This is a genomic window from Loktanella sp. R86503, from assembly GCF_042466455.1.
Lineage (GTDB): Bacteria > Pseudomonadota > Alphaproteobacteria > Rhodobacterales > Rhodobacteraceae > Loktanella.
The window spans coordinates 2,983,635-3,000,336 of record NZ_JAXHCI010000002.1 but is presented as its reverse complement, the minus strand read 5'-3'; the positions used below and the strand labels follow the sequence as shown (position 1 = coordinate 3,000,336).

20 protein-coding genes are annotated in these 16,702 nt (G+C 57.6%); 8 read left to right on the top strand and 12 right to left on the bottom strand.

What is annotated here, in order from left to right:
• Positions 1 to 15: 15 nt before the first annotated feature.
• From SJY10_RS15855 to SJY10_RS15845, 3 genes are read right to left on the bottom strand one after another with little or no spacing between them, the layout of a single operon-like run.
• Positions 16 to 1,752, bottom strand: coding sequence for a sensor histidine kinase (locus SJY10_RS15855; RefSeq protein WP_386684399.1), 1,737 nt, complete (start codon positions 1,750 to 1,752; stop codon positions 16 to 18).
• Positions 1,752 to 2,306: an RNA polymerase sigma factor gene (locus SJY10_RS15850; protein ID WP_386684397.1), complete on the bottom strand. Its 555-nt coding sequence runs from the start codon at positions 2,304 to 2,306 to the stop codon at positions 1,752 to 1,754. The genes SJY10_RS15855 and SJY10_RS15850 overlap by 1 nt, the downstream gene beginning before the upstream one ends.
• Positions 2,303 to 2,464, bottom strand: a complete 162-nt coding sequence (locus SJY10_RS15845) for a NepR family anti-sigma factor (protein ID WP_386684395.1) — start codon at positions 2,462 to 2,464, stop codon at positions 2,303 to 2,305. The genes SJY10_RS15850 and SJY10_RS15845 overlap by 4 nt, the downstream gene beginning before the upstream one ends.
• Positions 2,465 to 2,567: 103 nt before the next feature.
• On the opposite strand from SJY10_RS15845, the gene SJY10_RS15840 reads away from it, so the two are divergent.
• Positions 2,568 to 3,383, top strand: coding sequence for a response regulator (locus SJY10_RS15840; protein ID WP_386684394.1), 816 nt, complete (start codon positions 2,568 to 2,570; stop codon positions 3,381 to 3,383).
• A 111-nt stretch (positions 3,384 to 3,494) separates the two neighbouring features.
• Complete coding sequence (locus SJY10_RS15835; RefSeq protein WP_386684392.1) at positions 3,495 to 4,223, top strand: Crp/Fnr family transcriptional regulator; 729 nt, start codon at positions 3,495 to 3,497, stop codon at positions 4,221 to 4,223.
• Here SJY10_RS15835 and SJY10_RS15830 read toward each other — a convergent pair whose 3' ends face one another.
• Together SJY10_RS15830 and SJY10_RS15825 are read right to left on the bottom strand one after the other, a co-directional pair.
• Complete coding sequence (locus SJY10_RS15830; protein ID WP_386684390.1) at positions 4,224 to 5,231, bottom strand: DNA topoisomerase IB; 1,008 nt, start codon at positions 5,229 to 5,231, stop codon at positions 4,224 to 4,226.
• Positions 5,231 to 5,446: a DUF2945 domain-containing protein gene (locus tag SJY10_RS15825; protein ID WP_386684388.1), complete on the bottom strand. Its 216-nt coding sequence runs from the start codon at positions 5,444 to 5,446 to the stop codon at positions 5,231 to 5,233. Before SJY10_RS15825 ends, SJY10_RS15830 begins: the two co-directional genes overlap by 1 nt.
• Before the next feature lie 320 nt (positions 5,447 to 5,766).
• On the opposite strand from SJY10_RS15825, the gene SJY10_RS15820 reads away from it, so the two are divergent.
• On the top strand, positions 5,767 to 7,002 hold the full coding sequence (locus tag SJY10_RS15820; protein WP_386684386.1) for a DUF2254 domain-containing protein: 1,236 nt from the start codon (positions 5,767 to 5,769) through the stop codon (positions 7,000 to 7,002).
• 8 nt (positions 7,003 to 7,010) lie between these two features.
• On the opposite strand, the gene SJY10_RS15815 is transcribed toward SJY10_RS15820, so the two are convergent.
• On the bottom strand, positions 7,011 to 7,781 hold the full coding sequence (locus SJY10_RS15815) for an EAL domain-containing protein (protein ID WP_386684384.1): 771 nt from the start codon (positions 7,779 to 7,781) through the stop codon (positions 7,011 to 7,013).
• A 140-nt stretch (positions 7,782 to 7,921) separates the two neighbouring features.
• Complete coding sequence (gene rpsU, locus SJY10_RS15810; RefSeq protein WP_072857096.1) at positions 7,922 to 8,128, bottom strand: 30S ribosomal protein S21; 207 nt, start codon at positions 8,126 to 8,128, stop codon at positions 7,922 to 7,924.
• A gap of 103 nt (positions 8,129 to 8,231) precedes the next feature.
• Here rpsU and SJY10_RS15805 point away from each other — a divergent pair, with 103 nt between their 5' ends.
• Positions 8,232 to 8,936 (top strand): COQ9 family protein, encoded by a 705-nt coding sequence (locus tag SJY10_RS15805; protein ID WP_386684381.1) that lies wholly within the window; start codon positions 8,232 to 8,234, stop codon positions 8,934 to 8,936.
• Positions 8,933 to 9,901, top strand: coding sequence for an NAD(P)H-quinone oxidoreductase (locus SJY10_RS15800; RefSeq protein WP_386684379.1), 969 nt, complete (start codon positions 8,933 to 8,935; stop codon positions 9,899 to 9,901). Before SJY10_RS15805 ends, SJY10_RS15800 begins: the two co-directional genes overlap by 4 nt.
• Before the next feature lie 66 nt (positions 9,902 to 9,967).
• Here the strand turns inward: SJY10_RS15800 and SJY10_RS15795 are convergent, their stop codons facing one another.
• The 5 genes from SJY10_RS15795 to SJY10_RS15775 all read right to left on the bottom strand — a co-directional run bounded on the left by SJY10_RS15795 (position 9,968) and on the right by SJY10_RS15775 (position 13,359).
• Positions 9,968 to 10,591 (bottom strand): trimeric intracellular cation channel family protein, encoded by a 624-nt coding sequence (locus SJY10_RS15795; RefSeq protein WP_386684377.1) that lies wholly within the window; start codon positions 10,589 to 10,591, stop codon positions 9,968 to 9,970.
• 42 nt (positions 10,592 to 10,633) lie between these two features.
• Positions 10,634 to 11,086, bottom strand: coding sequence for a ribonuclease HI (rnhA, locus tag SJY10_RS15790; protein WP_386684375.1), 453 nt, complete (start codon positions 11,084 to 11,086; stop codon positions 10,634 to 10,636).
• A 103-nt stretch (positions 11,087 to 11,189) separates the two neighbouring features.
• Positions 11,190 to 11,636 carry a DUF3429 domain-containing protein gene (locus SJY10_RS15785; RefSeq protein ID WP_386684373.1) on the bottom strand — a complete coding sequence of 149 codons (447 nt, stop codon included), beginning with the start codon at positions 11,634 to 11,636 and terminating at the stop codon, positions 11,190 to 11,192.
• 90 nt (positions 11,637 to 11,726) lie between these two features.
• Complete coding sequence (gene ispH, locus SJY10_RS15780) at positions 11,727 to 12,677, bottom strand: 4-hydroxy-3-methylbut-2-enyl diphosphate reductase (RefSeq protein ID WP_386684371.1); 951 nt, start codon at positions 12,675 to 12,677, stop codon at positions 11,727 to 11,729.
• Positions 12,678 to 12,798: 121 nt separating this feature from the next.
• Positions 12,799 to 13,359, bottom strand: a complete 561-nt coding sequence (locus tag SJY10_RS15775; protein ID WP_386684368.1) for an NYN domain-containing protein — start codon at positions 13,357 to 13,359, stop codon at positions 12,799 to 12,801.
• A gap of 47 nt (positions 13,360 to 13,406) precedes the next feature.
• Between SJY10_RS15775 and folK the strand changes: the two genes are divergently transcribed.
• The 3 genes from folK to SJY10_RS15760 all read left to right on the top strand — a co-directional run bounded on the left by folK (position 13,407) and on the right by SJY10_RS15760 (position 16,701).
• Positions 13,407 to 14,066 (top strand): 2-amino-4-hydroxy-6-hydroxymethyldihydropteridine diphosphokinase, encoded by a 660-nt coding sequence (gene folK, locus SJY10_RS15770; protein ID WP_386684366.1) that lies wholly within the window; start codon positions 13,407 to 13,409, stop codon positions 14,064 to 14,066.
• A 105-nt stretch (positions 14,067 to 14,171) separates the two neighbouring features.
• On the top strand, positions 14,172 to 14,525 hold the full coding sequence (rpoZ, locus tag SJY10_RS15765; protein ID WP_090190625.1) for a DNA-directed RNA polymerase subunit omega: 354 nt from the start codon (positions 14,172 to 14,174) through the stop codon (positions 14,523 to 14,525).
• A gap of 40 nt (positions 14,526 to 14,565) precedes the next feature.
• Positions 14,566 to 16,701 (top strand): RelA/SpoT family protein, encoded by a 2,136-nt coding sequence (locus tag SJY10_RS15760; RefSeq protein ID WP_386684364.1) that lies wholly within the window; start codon positions 14,566 to 14,568, stop codon positions 16,699 to 16,701.
• Position 16,702: the final 1 nt, after the last annotated feature.

The following is a 16,702-nucleotide window of genomic DNA, read 5'->3' as shown; positions in this document are numbered from 1 at the left end:
GCACCAAAGGCGTGTTTAATAGTCCAATGCGTCGGGAATGGCAGTCGTGATCGGGAATTCCACGCTGATCGTGTGGATGCCGTCGCGGTCCTGCACCTCTACCGTGCCACCAAGCTGGGTTGCAAAGGCACGTATCAACTGCCGGCCCACACCGCCATCTGGCGCGACCTTGTCGATAAGCGATCCGCCAGAATTGCGGCACCGGAATTGCGCCATGCCTGGTGACACAATGCGCAGACTGAAATTTAAAAACGGGGCGGGAGACGCCGTGTCAGGCAAGTTCTTGATCGCGTTTGATCCGACTTCGCTGACCAAAAGCGCCAGTGGCACAGCCTGATCAGGGACGAGAGTGAAGTTATCGACTTCCAGCGCGTGAACGGCATGTGGTCGTGCTTCCGCCAGGTCATTGAATACGCTGGCGCAGATATCAGTCATTAACGGCGCGGCATCGGCGCGAGACAGCTCTTTCGATTGGTAAAGAACGCGGTGAACCGTCGCGAGGCCAAGGACACGGTCCTGCAGGCGCCGCAACGCATGGCGGCTTTCGTCCGTCTTGGCAGCGCGAATTTGCATGTTCATGATCGAAGAAATCATCTGAAGGTTGTTTTTGACCCGGTGATGAATTTCTTTCAGCAGAACATTCTTTTCGCGCAGGCTGTTTTCCATGCGCGCCTCGTCATCAATCAGGTCATAGGCCATGTTGATGAATGTCTGTTCAAGGTCGAACAATTCCTGCGGCAGCATTTCGGTATTTTTGGGCTGCGGCAACGCTCGGTCAGAGGCAAAGCGCCGCATGCGGCTGCCAAGGTCCTGCACGGGGCTGACAACCAGGCGATGCACCGCGAAATAGGCCACCAAAAGGCTTGCCAGCCACATGAGCGCGGGCAGGAAAAAGGAGGGCAGCGTGTAAGCGGTGGATGACAGCACACCATCTGTGGGGGCCCAGCCTGCAACCGCATAGGCCAGATCGGGAACAAGAGTCAGAACGACAAAGATCCGGCGTTCGCCTTGGGCGTTTTGACCGGCAAAGGCTGTGGGTTCCGGGCCTAGGCGACGCACGATATCTTCGGCAATAGCTTCTTCTGCGGGGACATGCGCCTCGCCCTGAACGGTGATCACCCTACCGTCGCGGTTGAAGATCGCCAGCGATAAAGGTTGGTTCTGGTCGTTCAGGTCCGGCATCTGGGACATGGATTCAGTCAGGATCGTCAAAACGATCTGGCCGATCACATCATCGCCGCGAACAACGGGCTGCGTCAGCACCGCCGTGCGACCGCCGGGGGCATCTGCCCGAAGGCGCGGGATCAGTGTTGTTAGCGGCGATGTCGCAATATTGGCGACGCGCTCTGACGGACCAATCGAAAAAGGTTCTGGTTCAGAAGAGCAGTCCACACGGCCGCTGGGCGGCAGGAAGCCGGCAAAACTGATGGCCGGATCAGCGTCCTGAAATGCCTTGAAGGATTCGCTGCACACAATGGGATCGTCTGCGGTCAGGCCGTAGGTGACAGCTTGGCCCGACGCCGCACCGACGGCCCGTTGCAGGACCTGCCGTTCACCCGACACCGCAATTTCCGTCAGCGCAACCAGCGACAGTCGCGTGCGCGCCTGCAGGGTTTCGTCAAGGTTCTGTGTCTGCCAGATGGCCAGCAGACCGATCGGCAGTAATGCAAGGGATAGAAAAGCCACAACCCGGAACGGGAGGCTTTGCAAGAACGGCCAGCGTTCCCCCTGCACTTCCGATCCGGACGTCATCAAAAGGCCGAATTACCGTTATTCGCCACAACAGCGACCGTAATCTTGTCGGTCAATTCAACGGGGCCGTCTGATTCAAGGTGCATCAGTTCAGCAAGCCGCTTGCGACCACGGTTTGCCCGGCTTTTGATCGTGCCGACAGCAACGCCGCACATGTCGGCCGCTTCTTCATACGAAAAGCCAGACGCACCGACGAGGATCAGCGTTTCGCGCTGTTCGTCAGGTAGCTTGGCGAAGGCGGTACGAAAATCGGTCATTTGCAAGTGGCCATCATGAGCAGGCTTTTCTGCCATGTTCTCGGTAAAGATACCGTCAACGTCTGCGACCTCTCGCTTTGACTTGCGACGGCTTGAATAAAAGGTATTGCGCAGGATGGTAAACAGCCACGCCCGCATGTTCGTGCCCGGCTCGAACTTTTCGATGTTGGTCCATGCCTTGACGACAGTGTCCTGAACCATGTCGTCAGCGACGGATCCGTTACGCGTCAATGAAATTGCGAATGCACGCAGCGCGGGCAGATGGACAACCAACTCGTCGCGCGGGTCACTGGTCATGATTTGCTGTCCTGTTGGGACGTTTCAGACGCCTTGAGTTGGGCCAGCAGATCTTTCAGCCGATCAGGCAACTCGGCCTGTTCCTGTTCGCGGAAAACGCGTTTAAGGTTGGCGTCAATCTGCTGGCGCGCCCTTTCACTTGGAGTTTCGTTGGACATTCGCCCGCCTGCTGTTAACTGAAAATATATAAGCCTTGAGGAACCTAAACGCCGATGGCAGCGTTTGGTTCCCGTGTAAGGGTAAGACAGGAAGAAAAACATTATGTCAAACGGCACCGCACAGCAGGATATCACCACAGCGATCGGCACTTACCTGCCGTATTTGCGTCGCTACGCGCGGGCCCTGACCGGAACGCAGTCAAGCGGTGATGCATATGCTGCTGCTACTCTTGAGGCGATCCTTGAAGATCGCAGCATTTTCGATACGCAAATTTCGGCGAAATCCGCACTTTTCAAAACCCTGCACATTCTGTGGGCCAGCACCGATACTTCTGCGCTTGGCGAAAGCGCTGTCGGGATCGAAGGGGCTGCGCAGCGCCACCTGGCCAAGCTGACTGCAAACACAAGAGAGGCGCTTTTGCTGCACACGATCGAGGAGTTCAGCCATGCTGAAATCGCCGACATCATGTCCATCGAAGAGTCAGAGGTCGTTCACCTGATCGACGTCGCCCACCGTGAAATGGCCGACAGCGTCGCGGGTCGTATCTTGATCATCGAAGATGAAGCCATCATTGCAATGGATCTGGAATCCCTCGTGTCCGACATGGGCCACAAGGTAACGGGGATTGCACGGACACATTCCGGTGCCATCACTCTGGGCAAATCTGAACGTCCGGATATGATCCTTGCCGACATCCAGCTGGCCGACAACTCCTCTGGTATCGACGCTGTTAATGAACTGCTGACTGAGTTTGGCGACATGCCGGTGATTTTCATCACAGCGTTCCCGGAACGTTTGCTGACGGGCAACAAGCCAGAGCCCGCGTTCCTGATTGCCAAACCCTATACCGAAGAGCAGGTCCGCTCTGCTGTGGCGCAGGCCATGTTCTTTTCGTCGACAGAAACGTTAAGCGTCTGAACCGATTTGCGGGCGGGGCGCGTGCGTCCCGCCGGTTTCCACATGATTTAACGAACATCCCGCGGCCAGGATTATCGCGGAATTTATAGGTTTACCTGACAAGGACATCACATGGCGACCCCCTGCAGCCAATGTCCTCTGCGGCGACACCCTTTGTTCAAGCCGATGTCCGATCAAGACGTCAGGGCGATGCAAAAGTTCAAGGTCGGCGAATTGATAATCGAAGCAGGCACCCCCCTGCTGATCGAAGGGTCCAACAGTCCACAGCTTTTCACGGCGCTTCGCGGCATGGGCTTGCGTTACAAAACGACATTGGACGGCGGCCGTCAGGTCGTGAATTTTGTGTTTCCCGGTGATTTCATCGGCCTGCAGGCCGGCGTCATGGGAGAGATGGCCCATTCCGTCGAAGCATCGTCCAAGATGACCCTTTGCGTGTTCAACCGCTCAGAGCTTTGGAATTTTTATAAAACGCACCCTGAACGCGGCTTTGACATCACATGGCTGGCCGCGGTCGAAGAGCATTTCTTGGGTGAAGCCTTGACCGCCGTTGGTCGCCGATCTGCCATAGAGGCACTATCATGGGCGCTTTTGCGCATATTTCTGCGCGGGCAGCAAATCGGCTTGGTTCACAACCGCAGTATGGCGCTGCCGTTCCGGCAGCAGGATCTGGCAGATGCGATGGGTCTATCGCTGGTTCATACGAACAAGACATTATCCAAGTTGCGGGACAGACAGCTGGCGAACTGGTCTGACGGGCAATTGACAATCAACGATCTGGCCCGACTGGCCGTCATCGCAAAAGTAGAGCTGGAGCCGGTTCCCAAACGCCCCCTGATGTAGTCAACTGCCATCCAGGAACGCAGCCAGTGCTGCTTCGCCTGACCGAAGACCTTGTTCGGAATGTACGGTGCGCACGCCGTCCAACATGGCACAGCGTGTCGGCTCGTCACTTTCTGATAATTGAATCACCGCCGGATGTATGTAGCTGTTCCGCGCGACGGTCGGCGTATTATGAAGCGTTTCGGCTGCAGCTTCTGTCATCTGCTTGATTGTCAGGTCTGTCGCGGAAAGTGCGACGTTAAAGGCGGCGAGTGTGCCGTTCCACGTGCGCATCGTTTTCGCCGTGATGCAATCGCCGCAGATATGATGAAGGGTTTCGTTAATCTGTTCTGACCGCACAGCGCGGGATGCGCCGGTGTCGTCTTGCCAGGTGATGATTTCGGCGCCAGGCAAGTCTTGGCAAGCTTCAAGTACGGCAGCCAGGCGCGGCGCATAAAAGTCCTTGGATATCTGGGCATTGCCCTTGCCAATATACGAAAGCCGCACACGGCCATTTTGAAAATCGCCGTGTTCGCGCAACATGGTGGTGGCACCATAGCTGCCGTTTTCGGCGGTATAAACGCTGTGCCCGACCCGCAATGATGCGCGGTCAATCAATGCCAAGGTTGCCGCTATCGCGGTGTCGTGCGCGCCCGCAGCGCCGCGCAGGTTTGTCGTGATCCAGCGCCGCAGCTTTGGCAGGGTCTGCGCAAATCCAACCAGCTTGTCGAATTTCAGCTGAGCGTGGTGGTCTGTCCAGTCAGCGTGATAGCGGTACTGCTTGCGTTCTTTGTCATCCAGGCCCGTTGCCTGTAGATGCCCGCGCATCATGGGGGAAATCCAGACATCGCCATAGGCCGGTGGCACCGCAATGGCTGCGATGCGGGCGCGTTCGTCCTTGTCATCAATCCGCGTGCCATCAGGCGCGGTGTAGCTAAACCCGCGTCCTGCGCGGCGACGCTTGATCCCGGGTTCGGTGTCCGGATAGTAAACAAGCCCCGCAGTCCGCGCGATATCGGCGAAGGACATCAGGCGGCCTCGATTTCCGTGATTGACTTGAAAACTTCGTCGCCATCGTCTTGTTCGATGCGAAACGCGGGTTCGTCTTCGGATGCATCGCGGGTCACGTCGTTGCCCTTGATGGTCAACGTCGTCTTGCGGGTATAGCGTTTGACAACCTTGCCAGTCCCGGTCCCGTTGCCCCAATTCCACTTGACGCGGTCGCCTTCCTTAAAATCGCTCATGGGTCTCTCCTCTTTGCAAACATAACAAGCATCCAGGATTTCGGTTCCATTCGGGCGATCGAAGCAAGGGGGGGGGGCGACTGGCCTCTTGGAATGCCGGGGAAACATTGGGTCTGGCCAGTCGCGCAAAGCACGGGGAAAGTGCGTTTGTGGTCTGTAAACGTCAAATCCACTGCTTTGGTTCCGGGTCATATGCACATCCGTGCGAAAATTTTGGCGCATGCTGGATGCAGCTTGGCAACCTACAGGTTCGCGTTGAAATATTTGCGGGGCGGAACATGTTGCTTGGTTATGCTGGCATCTGACAGGGCAGGTAGGACATGGCGATTTTGAAATCTCGGGCTATTGGCCGGCAAATCCTGCGCGAAATGCGGACCAGTTACTGGTTCTGGCCATCAATCCTTGTTTTAGGTGCGCTGGGCTTGGCAGCCTTGGTTGAATGGGTCGATGCGCAACCCGGCTTTGCTGCGGGTCTGCTGCCAGCGTGGTTAACTGCCATTGATCCGGACGGTGCACGCGACACGTTGTCGACCCTTGCGACGGCCGTGATCGGGGTGGCCGGCGTGATGTTTTCTATGACACTTGTGGCGGTTTCCTTTGCGGCTGACACCTTTGGTCCGCGTCTAATCGGAAATTTCATGCGGGACCGCGGAACGCAGATCAGTTTCGGGCTTTTGTTGGGGACCTTTGTTTTTAACATCGCCATGCTGCGTGCGGTGCGTGGCGGCGATGCGGCTTTCGTGCCCTATGCCGGATTGACGGTCACGCTTTTTCTAACCCTCGTGTCTGTCTTCACGATTATCTACTACATTCATCACGTGCCAGAGACGATCAATGTATCGAATATCAGCTCTGACCTTGGTCATCAGTTCAGCGCAAATATCAAATCATTGATCGCAGAGCGGTCCAAGGTAGAGGTCGAGGATATCAAACCCGCCCCGCAAGCAAGACAGGTCGATGTGACCCTGCCTGCGCGCGGATATATCCAGCAGCTTGATCAGGACACTTTGTATACCTGCGCCTGCGAAAACGACTGGATCATTCAGGTGCACCGGTCTGCCGGTGACTTCGTCACGCCCCATACTGACGTGCTGTCCGTGTTTACGGTATCCCCGCTTGACGACAAACAGATCGCCACCTTGCAAAGCGCCTTTGCTACGGGAAATGACCGGACAGAGGTGCAGTCTACGGCCTTTATTGCAGACCAACTGGTCGAGATGATTGCGCGGGCGTTGTCGCCGGGCTTTAACGATCCGTTTACCGCGATGAATTGCCTGAACTGGCTGCATGCGGGGCTGCAGGATGCTTTGTTACACGATGGGGGTTTGCAGCCGCTGACCACGCAACGTGTCAGATATCCCCACGTCGATTTTGCAGCGCTGTTTGCTGCCAGCTTTACGGCCGCGCTGCCCTATACGATGACGGATCGCATGTGCCGCGCGCATCATCTGGCTTTAACGCAAGAGTTGCTCGCGCGCGCCACGGGCAAAAACCGTGAAGTGATTGCCGAGTTGATACCGGCTCTGCGCGCCGGGCCAAAGGATCGCATCCTTTAACGATCCCGCTATGCTGCAATGGGAAGAGGGACGCGCGGCGCGGTGCGCAATCCTTCCAGCATCGGCTGTCCCAAGTAAAACCCCTGAAACTGCGTAATGCCCGCGTCACGCAGCACGTCGAATTCCGCCTGCGTTTCGATGCCTTCGGCAATAATCCCTGTGCCAAGTTCGCTGCACATGCGGACGATTGAACCAATCATGCGCTGCCGCCGTTGGTCGGATTCGATGCCGCGCACGATCCGCTTGTCGATCTTGATCAGATCGGTTTTCATGTCACACAGCGCGCCCAGCCCCGCAAAACACGTTCCGAAATTATCGATGGCCGTCATCAAGCCGCGTTTGCGATAGCTGGCGATTATGGCGCGCATATGCTGTGGATCACGTAGGTATTCCATTTCGGTAAATTCGAAAATCAGGTTCGCAGCATCGAACCCGTAGTGTTCAGCGGCCATCAGCGTCGCACTGATGCAGCTGTCTGGATCAAGCACTGCATTGGGCATGCAGTTGACGCTTAGCTTGGTTTGAAGGCCAAGTGCCGATGCCATGGCAATTGCCTTGATACGGCATTTCCGGTCAAAGCTATAGCGCGTGCGCGCCGTGACCGATTTGATGACGCCCGCCGCTGTGCCATTCATTCCGCCGCGCGCAAGCGCCTCATGTGCAAAAATTCTGCCGGTGCGCAGGTCATAGATAGGCTGAAACGCCATGGTAAATCGGTGCTCGAAAGGCTGTCGGTCGAAATTGGCACCGCCGGGCAGGCTTTTGGGGGGATATGGCATGAGGCATCCTTCAGATCTGACCCGAACATGGGGCCGAAATCTTTCGGATCAGTGAAATCTGGCGAAAAGGCTATGAAAAAACCCCCGCCTGTTGCCAGTGCGGGGGTCCATTCATGTCGTCGCCAGAGAGGCGGGTTGCCTTACAGCAAACCTTCGCGCTGGGCCTTCTTGCGCGCCAGCTTACGCTGACGGCGGATGGCTTCGGCTTTCTCGCGCGCCTTGCGGACGGAGGGCTTCTCGAAATGCTGCTTCAGCTTCATTTCACGAAACACGCCTTCACGCTGAAGTTTCTTCTTCAGAGCACGCAACGCCTGATCGACGTTGTTATCACGAACACTAACCTGCATGTGGTTTTCACCACCTCTCTAAGTTAAATTTGCAAAAATTGCAGGAAGTGGGCACATAGCAACATCGCGCTAGGTTGTCCAGTCTCGAACAAAAGGACCTGTTATGCCCCTTTCCGCCCCCGATCCCGCAAAGTTGCAGCTTTTGGACGCGGCTTTGCCGAACGTCGCGTTTGATGGCTGGTCCCCTGCCATTTTCACTGCGGCAGTGGCTGCAACCGACATCAGCCAGGATCGTGCGCGCAGCCTGTTTCCCCGCGGTGCGACCGATATGGCCGTGCTGTTCCATACGCAAGGCGACCGCGCCATGGTGCAACAGCTTGGCCTGGAAAATCTGAACGATCTGCGCTTTCGCGACCGTGTTGCCCGCGCGATTCGCATCCGGCTGGACGTGATTGAGGATAAGGAAGCCGTGCGACGCGGTACGGCATTGTTCGCGCTACCGCATCTGGCTGCTGATGGGGCCAAGCTGATCTGGGGCACGGCAGATGCGATCTGGACCACGCTTGGCGATACTTCGGATGATGTGAACTGGTACACCAAGCGCGCGACCTTGTCGGCGGTCTGGGCTTCTGTCGTCCTATATTGGCTGGGCGATCAAAGTGAGGATTACGCCGATACCGATGCCTTTATCGACCGGCGCATCGACGAGGTTATGCAGATCGAAAAAATCAAGGCGCAGGTCAACAACAACCAGTTCCTCAAGCCGCTGACGGGTCCGCTTAATCGGCTCTTTGGCATGGTCAAAGCCCCGATGCGTGTGCCCGATGTCAAGGTTCCCGGGATGTGGCGGACCGGTGGCGAGCAATGAGGGCCGTCGAGATCAGCAAGCCCGGCGGGCCGGATGTTCTGAAGCTATGTGAACGAAAGATGCCGCTGCCCGGACCCGATCAGGTCGTCATCAAGGTTGCCTATGCAGGCGTGAACCGGCCCGATGCGTTGCAGCGAGCGGGACTGTATGCGCCGCCCAAGGGCGCATCAGATTTGCCGGGGCTGGAATGCTCGGGCGAGGTGTCGTTGGTTGGATCACAGGTCACGGATGTGAAAGTCGGCGACGCCGTTTGCGCGTTGCTGCCGGGCGGCGGTTACGCGGAATATGTCACAACCCCTGCCGCGCATTGTCTGCCTGTGCCGGATGGTATGGATATGAAACAGGCCGCCTGCCTGCCAGAGACTTATTTCACCGTCTGGTCCAACGTCTTTATGCGCGGCGGGTTGCAAGCCGGTGAGCGCATCCTTGTCCATGGCGGGTCAAGCGGGATCGGCACAACCGCGATCCAGCTGGCGCATGTCCTGGGCGCGCGGGTCTTTACCACCGCCGGATCAGAGGACAAGCTGGACGCATGCCGCACACTGGGGGCTGAAATAGGGATCAATTACAAACAGGATGATTTTGTCGAGGTCGTAAAAGCCGAAGGCGGGGCCGACCTGATCCTTGATATGGTTGGTGGCAGCTATATGCAGCGCAATATCAATGCGCTGGCCGATGATGGCCGCCTGGTACAGATCGCGTTTCTGCAAGGCATGAAGGCAGAGCTGAACATGGTTCAGATGATGACCCGTCGTCTGACCCTGACGGGCAGCACGCTGCGCCCGCAAAGCGATCTGGCCAAGGCCCGCATCGCTGATGAGTTGCGTTCAAAGGTCTGGCCGCTTTTGGCCGCGGGGCGGGTCGGACCCGTGATGGATCTTGAATTCGCACTGGAAGACGCGGCAAAGGCCCATGCCCGCATGGAAGCCGGGGATCACATCGGCAAGATCGTCCTGAAAGTCTGACGGAACGGCGCGCGTGTCATCGCCTTTGGCAATGTCACGACGCCCCGCCCGCCATCCCCGGCCACGTTATTGGCGCGGCGGAAAGCTTTTGTAGACCGGCAGACACCAGCCGAACGCGATAGAGCCTGAGCGCAAGGCAAAGGTTGCCCCCGCGCAGGCCAGCAATGCGATATCTTCAGGCAGTCCGAAGGCGAGGGCGATCACCGTTGTCGATGCCCCGGCAAGGGCGCACGTCACGTAGAGTTCGCCTTGTTTCAGGACCAATGGCACCTCGTTGCAGACCACGTCACGCATCAGACCGCCGATACATCCGGTGGTGATGCCCATGATGATGATCACGGGCCAGCTTTGCCCCATCGCAAGGGCAACACCAACGCCAGAGGGGACAGCGACAGCCAGTGCCAGTGCATCCAGCCAGATGATTCCTCGATAACGGCTTTCTAGCAGATGCGCGGTAAAGAATACGATGATCGCGGCCGTTGCGGCTACGCCGATGATGCTAGGGTTTGCGACCCAGAAAACCGTGTCGCGATTGAGGATGACATCACGCACGGTTCCACCACCGACAGCGGTCAGCGCGCCGATAAAGACAAAACCGATCAGGTCAAGTTGCGCCCGGCTGGCGACAAGTGCACCTGTCAGCGCAAACACAAAGACAGAGGCATATTCGAGCGCTGTCAGCAGGGGCATAAAAGCAGTGCTTTCGGCTAGGTGTTTAGAAAAGCGAAATGTCTACGACTTGAACGGGGCCATGCCGGCACGCGCCAGTTCGTCGGCGCGTTCGTTTTCCGGGTGGCCGGCGTGCCCCTTGACCCACTGCCAGGTCACATCATGCGATTTGGTCGCGGCATCAAGGCGCTTCCACAATTCCTCGTTTTTGACGGGCTTGTTTGCGGCGGTCTTCCAGCCGCGCTTTTTCCAGCCGTGAATCCAGCTTGTGATCCCGTCTTTGACATAAACCGAGTCCGTGACGATCGTGATCTTGCTGGGTTTGGTCAGGCTTTCCAGCGCCGAAATTGCGGCCAACAACTCCATCTGGTTATTCGTGGTCTGTGCAGCCCCGCCGTTCAGGTCCTTTTGTTTGATAATCGTGCCCCCTTCGCGGGCGATCATCAGGCAACCCCAACCGCCCGGCCCGGGGTTTCCAGAGCAGGCTCCGTCGGTATAGGCAAAAAGGTCGGGCATCGGTGTCTTTCGGACTTGGATCAAGAGATGGGCGTCATCAATGCCCGCGCAGTGCTTGTCCAGCCCTTTTCGCGGGGGATGCGACGTAAGCAGAGGGTCTGAACTATCCGAAGGCAAGCGGTAACAGCGACAATACCACGAGCGCAGTCAGCAAAAGCCGCAGGGATAGCCACCATGACGGTGTGGCCCGGCGCTGCCAGAAATGCAGGTCCAGTAACAGCAGTCCGATAAAGCCGATACATAGGTTCAACGCGGCAGACGTCGGTCCGCCGCCAACCATGAAAAAAGCCCAAAGCGCGGGAATGACTGACAGGGCGTAGCTGGTCCAATGGGTGTCCCGCGTGGCAAAACCCCACAGGACGCCGGACATGAAGGATAGGATGATCGTGCCATAGGACAGTTGCACGAATGGTGCGCTAAAGCGCCCGCCAAGTGTCAGCAAGGCCCATTCGCCAAGCGGCGCATTCAGATAGGTGAGTGTGCCCCAGAAAAACGGCAGCAAGCCTGCAAGTCCCAGAAGAAGCGGGGCGCGGGGGATGGGTTTGAACATCAGCAATCCTTTGGCGGGCCGGTGTGCCGCAGTTTAGGTCAGGCCACGGGTGCGGTGCAATCGTTGCCAATTGCCAAAGGCTGCCGAATATCAGGCCGTTTCGCGCAGAACCCGGGGCACTTTGAATTCCACGTTTTCGACGGCGGTCTCTACCATCTCGACAGTGACGTCATAGCGATCCTTGAAAGCGTCGATTACTTCGTTGATCAGCACTTCCGGCGCGGATGCGCCCGCCGTGATGCCCATGGATGTGATCCCGTCCAGCGCACGCCAGTCAATGTCAGCAGCGCGCTGCACCAGTTGGCTATAGCTGCAGCCGGCCTTTGTGCCGACTTCGACCAGGCGTTTGGAATTGCTGGAATTGGGCGCCCCGACGACAAGCATTGCATCGCATTTCGGTGCCATGGCCTTCACCGCTTCCTGGCGGTTTGTCGTGGCGTAGCAAATGTCTTCTTTGTGGGGGCCAATGATCGCCGGAAACCGCTGTTTTAGGGCAGTGACGATGTCGATGGTGTCATCGACGGACAAGGTGGTCTGTGTGACAAAGGCCAGACGTTCCGCATCGCGCGGGGTCACATGGGCGACGTCATTGACGGTTTCCACCAGCAGCACCTCGCCTTCAGGAAGCTGACCCATGGTGCCGATTGTTTCAGGATGCCCCGCGTGGCCGATCATGACCATCTGCAGGCCGTTGTCGGCGTGGCGCTGGGCTTCGATATGCACCTTGCTGACAAGAGGGCAGGTAGCGTCGACATAGATCATTTCGCGCTTTGCGGCGGCTGCAGGCACAGCTTTTGGCACACCGTGGGCGGAAAAGATGACCGGGCGGTCATCGGGGCATTCGTCCAGCGTTTCGACAAAAACTGCACCTTTATCACGCAGCCCATCGACGACGAATTTGTTGTGCACGATTTCGTGCCGTACATAGACCGGCGCGCCCCATTTTTCCAAAGCCATCTCTACGATCTTGATCGCGCGGTCTACGCCTGCGCAAAAGCCGCGGGGGGCTGCAAGATAAAGGGTCAGTGGGGGTAGGGTCATTAGCGCGTCGCTCCTGGGGTGTGCCATAGGTAGTCGCGCAGGGGGCAGGCGTAAAGGCTGGGCGCATGCAAAGCGTGACACCCGCAGAACGCCGGGACGGCGAACTACGGGTCGGTCACGGTCAGTTGGCGTTTTCGTCCTGTTCGGCGTGTTCCCGGGTCGGGCGGCCAACAACATCGCGCAGTTCTTCGAGTTCGATAAAGTTATCGCATTGGCGACGCAGTTCGTCCGATATCATGGGGGGCTGGCTGCGAATGGTGGATACGACCGAGACGCGCACGCCTTTGCGCTGCAACGATTCCACCAACGGGCGAAAATCGCCGTCGCCGGAAAACAGCACGATGTGATCCACGTGAGGGGCCAGTTCCATCGCATCGACGGTCAATTCGATGTCCATGTTGCCCTTGACCTTACGGCGGCCCATGGAATCCGTGTATTCCTTGGCCGGCTTTGTCACCATCGCAAAGCCGTTGTAGTTCAACCAATCCACCAGCGGACGGATAGGAGAGTATTCTTCGTTCTCAAGCAGCGCCGTATAGTAGAATGCACGCAGCAGTTTGCCGCGGCGCATGAATTCCTGTCGCAGCAGTTTGTAGTCGATATCGAACCCCAGCGCCTTGGCGGCGGCGTATAGGTTCGCACCATCGATGAAGAGCGCGAGCCGCTCGTCCCGATAAAACATGAAGGTTCCTTTCCGACTCGCTGGCCGGTGCTAGTAGTGACGTGTCGATGGCGGTGGATCGTGACACACAATTTCTTGTATATGTTACTAGGAAAACAACCATGCAAGCTGGCCAAATCGATATGAAGGGCGACATCGCGCTTATTTTGTTGGGTAGCAATACCTCATCTGGTAACAATTTACCTAGATCATTTGTACTAAATGGCAGGCAGCAACTGCTGAAAGCGCTGGGAATCGGTGCTGATATATTCAGCGGCCTGTATTCTTCGCCCGCTTTTCCGGCCGGGATCGGGCCTGATTTTGTAAACGCTGCCATGGCGATACGCACGACCCTGCCGCCGGCGGACCTACTTGCAATCTTGCACAAAATCGAGGCAGAGGCAGAGCGGACGCGCGAAGTCCGCTGGGGGCCGCGCACCCTTGATTTGGACCTGATCGGTGTGGGGGACGCTGTTTTCCCTGATATTGCCGTGCAATCGCATTGGCGCAACCTGCCGGCAAAGCGTCAGGGGGTTGAGGCACCGACCGAATTGATTCTGCCGCACCCCCGGATGCAGGACCGTGCCTTTGTCTTGGTGCCCTTGGCGCAGGTTGCGCCAGATTGGGTGCATCCTGTGCTGGGGCAGAGTATCGTGCAAATGCGCGATGCGCTGCCTGCTTCTGATCTCGCTGAAATCCGGCCAATCGGTGATAAGGTGGGCGTGTAGGATACAGAACAGACTTGACAGATCGCAAAACCGGCTTGTCATTTAAGATGTGGCGGGCTAAGTGCAGGTCTTGCATCCACGCCTGGACAGAATTGGAGTGTGCCGATGGCCCGCGTTACCGTCGAAGACTGTGTCGACAAGGTCCCGAACCGGTTTGAGCTTGTCATGCTCGCCGCGCATCGCGCCCGTGAAATCGCTGCCGGCTCGCCCGTCACCGTCAGCCGCGACAACGATAAGAACCCCGTCGTTTCCCTGCGTGAAATCGCAGAAGAAACACAGCAGGCCGATGATCTGCGCGAGCGTATGATCGAAGCGAACCAGACCCAGATCGAAGTCGACGAGCCTGAAGAAGACTCGATGGCGCTGTTGATGGGCGCAGAGGCTGACAAGCCTGTAGAAGACGATATGAGCGAGGAAAAGCTGCTGCGCGCCCTGATGGAAGCGCAAGGACAGCGTTAAGGGCCAACACCGGCCCAAAAGAAAGAAGTGCCGGACCAGCATGAACACAGCAGATGACCTGATCGCGCTGGTCCGCACATATAACCCCCGTACAAACGAAGCGCTGTTGCGCGACGCCTTCGCCTTTGGCGAAGAGATGCACGAGGGGCAGTTCCGCCATTCTGGCGAGCCTTATTTTACCCACCCTATCGCCGTCACCCAGATCCTTGCAGAAATGCAAATGGATGACGCAACGCTTGTCACGGCCCTGCTGCACGACACGATCGAAGACACGCCCGCCTCTTTCAAGATTGTCCACGACCGGTTCAGCCGTGAAATTGCGGAACTTGTGGACGGTGTCACCAAGCTGACCAACCTTCAGTTGACCAGCCGGGAATCGAAAGAGGCCGAGAATTTCCGCAAGCTGTTCATGGCTACCAGCAAGGACTTGCGGGTCACGCTGGTTAAGCTGGCCGACCGGTTGCACAACATGCGCACGATTAAATCGATGCGGCCGGAAAAGCAGGCGCAAAAGGCCCATGAAACCATGGATATCTATGCGCCGCTTGCGGGGCGCATGGGGATGCAGTGGATGCGCGAAGAGCTGGAGGATCTGGCCTTTCGCGTGCTGAATCCGGAAGCGCGCAACAGCATTATCCGCCGCTTTATCACACTTCAGCGCGAGGCGGGGGATGTTGTCGCCCGCATCACCGCTGATATGCGGGTCGAACTCGAAAAGGCCGGTATTCAGGCCGAAGTCATGGGCCGCGCCAAAAAACCTTATTCGATCTGGCGCAAGATGCAGGAAAAGGACATGGGCTTTTCGCGTCTGTCCGACATCTATGGTTTCCGCATTATCACAGCGACAGAGGCGGACTGCTACCGCGTGCTGGGTGCGATCCACCAACGCTGGCGTGCTGTGCCGGGGCGGTTCAAAGATTATATCAGTCAGCCCAAGACGAACGGATACCGGTCGATTCATACGACCGTGTCGGGCCGCGACGGTAAGCGGGTAGAGGTTCAGATCCGCACCCGTGAAATGCACGAAGTTGCCGAAACCGGCGTTGCGGCGCATTGGTCCTATCGCAATGGCGAACGGGTCGAAAACCGCTTTGCCGTCGATCCGGTGCACTGGATTTCCAAGCTGACTGAACGGCTGGACGAAGACGGCGATCACGACGACTTTCTTGAAGCCGTCAAGCTCGAGATGTTTACCGATCAGGTGTTCTGCTTCACCCCCAAGGGGGATGTGATCAAGCTGCCCCGCGGCGCGACCCCTATCGACTTTGCCTTCGCGATTCACACGCGCATCGGTATGGCCTGCGTCGGGGCCAAGGTCGACGGCATTCGTGTCCCGCTCTGGACCCGGTTGAAGAATGGTCAAAGTGTAGAAATCATTACCGCCGAAGGTCAAAAGCCGCAGGCGACCTGGGTGGATATCGCGACGACTGGCCGCGCCAAGACCGCGATCAGGCGCAGCCTGCGCGAGGCGGATCGCGAACGCTTTGTCCGTCTGGGCCGTGAGCTGGTACGCGTTGCCTTCGAAAATGTCGGCAAGAAACTTACGGAAAAGGCGCTGCGCACTGCGGCCAAGGCGCTTGCCCTGGACGGTGTCGATGACATGCTGGCCAGCCTTGGCAGCGCCGACATCAGTGCCCGTGATATTGTTCGCGCCATCTATCCCGATCTTGCCCAAAGCTCTGGGGACGAAATTGATCCGAACCGCGCCGTTGTCGGCCTGGAGGTGGACCAGTCACACCATCGCGCCCGGTGTTGCCAGCCGGTGCCGGGTGAACGGATTGTCGGTATTACCTATCGCGGACAAGGCGTTGTCGTGCATGCGATCGATTGTGCGGCCCTTGCCGACTACGAAGACCAGCCGGACCGCTGGGTTGATTTGCGCTGGCAAGACGGACAGCACCGCGCTGTGAATACCGTAACCTTTGATATATCGATCACCAATGACGCCGGCGTGCTGGGCCGCATCTGTACCCTGATCGGCGAGCAGAAAGCCAATATTTCCGATCTTAAGTTTATTGACCGCAAGCCGGACTATTACCGGCTTTTGGTTGATATCGACCTAAGTGATACCGAACACATGCACCGGGTCATGACGGCGGTCGAAGCCGACAGCAACGTTTCAGGCGTCAGCCGTCTGCGCGATCCCGGCCAAGCCGGTTCACATCACGCGGGCTAAA

Excerpts from the sequence above, each read along its gene's own strand:
- SJY10_RS15840 (WP_386684394.1), top strand. The coding sequence starts at position 2,568 with ATGTCAAACGGCACCGCACAGCAGGATATCACCACAGCGATCGGCACT.
- SJY10_RS15775 (WP_386684368.1), bottom strand. The coding sequence starts at position 13,359 with ATGTTTTATCGGGACGAGCGGCTCGCGCTCTTCATCGATGGTGCGAAC.
- SJY10_RS15845 (WP_386684395.1), bottom strand. The coding sequence starts at position 2,464 with ATGTCCAACGAAACTCCAAGTGAAAGGGCGCGCCAGCAGATTGACGCC.
- SJY10_RS15820 (WP_386684386.1), top strand. The coding sequence starts at position 5,767 with ATGGCGATTTTGAAATCTCGGGCTATTGGCCGGCAAATCCTGCGCGAA.
- rpoZ (WP_090190625.1), top strand. The coding sequence starts at position 14,172 with ATGGCCCGCGTTACCGTCGAAGACTGTGTCGACAAGGTCCCGAACCGG.
- rpsU (WP_072857096.1), bottom strand. The coding sequence starts at position 8,128 with ATGCAGGTTAGTGTTCGTGATAACAACGTCGATCAGGCGTTGCGTGCT.
- ispH (WP_386684371.1), bottom strand. The coding sequence starts at position 12,677 with ATGACCCTACCCCCACTGACCCTTTATCTTGCAGCCCCCCGCGGCTTT.
- SJY10_RS15800 (WP_386684379.1), top strand. The coding sequence starts at position 8,933 with ATGAGGGCCGTCGAGATCAGCAAGCCCGGCGGGCCGGATGTTCTGAAG.
- SJY10_RS15805 (WP_386684381.1), top strand. The coding sequence starts at position 8,232 with ATGCCCCTTTCCGCCCCCGATCCCGCAAAGTTGCAGCTTTTGGACGCG.
- folK (WP_386684366.1), top strand. The coding sequence starts at position 13,407 with ATGGCGGTGGATCGTGACACACAATTTCTTGTATATGTTACTAGGAAA.
- SJY10_RS15855 (WP_386684399.1), bottom strand. The coding sequence starts at position 1,752 with ATGACGTCCGGATCGGAAGTGCAGGGGGAACGCTGGCCGTTCTTGCAA.
- SJY10_RS15795 (WP_386684377.1), bottom strand. The coding sequence starts at position 10,591 with ATGCCCCTGCTGACAGCGCTCGAATATGCCTCTGTCTTTGTGTTTGCG.
- SJY10_RS15830 (WP_386684390.1), bottom strand. The coding sequence starts at position 5,231 with ATGTCCTTCGCCGATATCGCGCGGACTGCGGGGCTTGTTTACTATCCG.
- SJY10_RS15815 (WP_386684384.1), bottom strand. The coding sequence starts at position 7,781 with ATGCCATATCCCCCCAAAAGCCTGCCCGGCGGTGCCAATTTCGACCGA.
- SJY10_RS15850 (WP_386684397.1), bottom strand. The coding sequence starts at position 2,306 with ATGACCAGTGACCCGCGCGACGAGTTGGTTGTCCATCTGCCCGCGCTG.
- SJY10_RS15825 (WP_386684388.1), bottom strand. The coding sequence starts at position 5,446 with ATGAGCGATTTTAAGGAAGGCGACCGCGTCAAGTGGAATTGGGGCAAC.
- SJY10_RS15785 (WP_386684373.1), bottom strand. The coding sequence starts at position 11,636 with ATGTTCAAACCCATCCCCCGCGCCCCGCTTCTTCTGGGACTTGCAGGC.
- SJY10_RS15760 (WP_386684364.1), top strand. The coding sequence starts at position 14,566 with ATGAACACAGCAGATGACCTGATCGCGCTGGTCCGCACATATAACCCC.
- rnhA (WP_386684375.1), bottom strand. The coding sequence starts at position 11,086 with ATGCCCGACCTTTTTGCCTATACCGACGGAGCCTGCTCTGGAAACCCC.
- SJY10_RS15835 (WP_386684392.1), top strand. The coding sequence starts at position 3,495 with ATGGCGACCCCCTGCAGCCAATGTCCTCTGCGGCGACACCCTTTGTTC.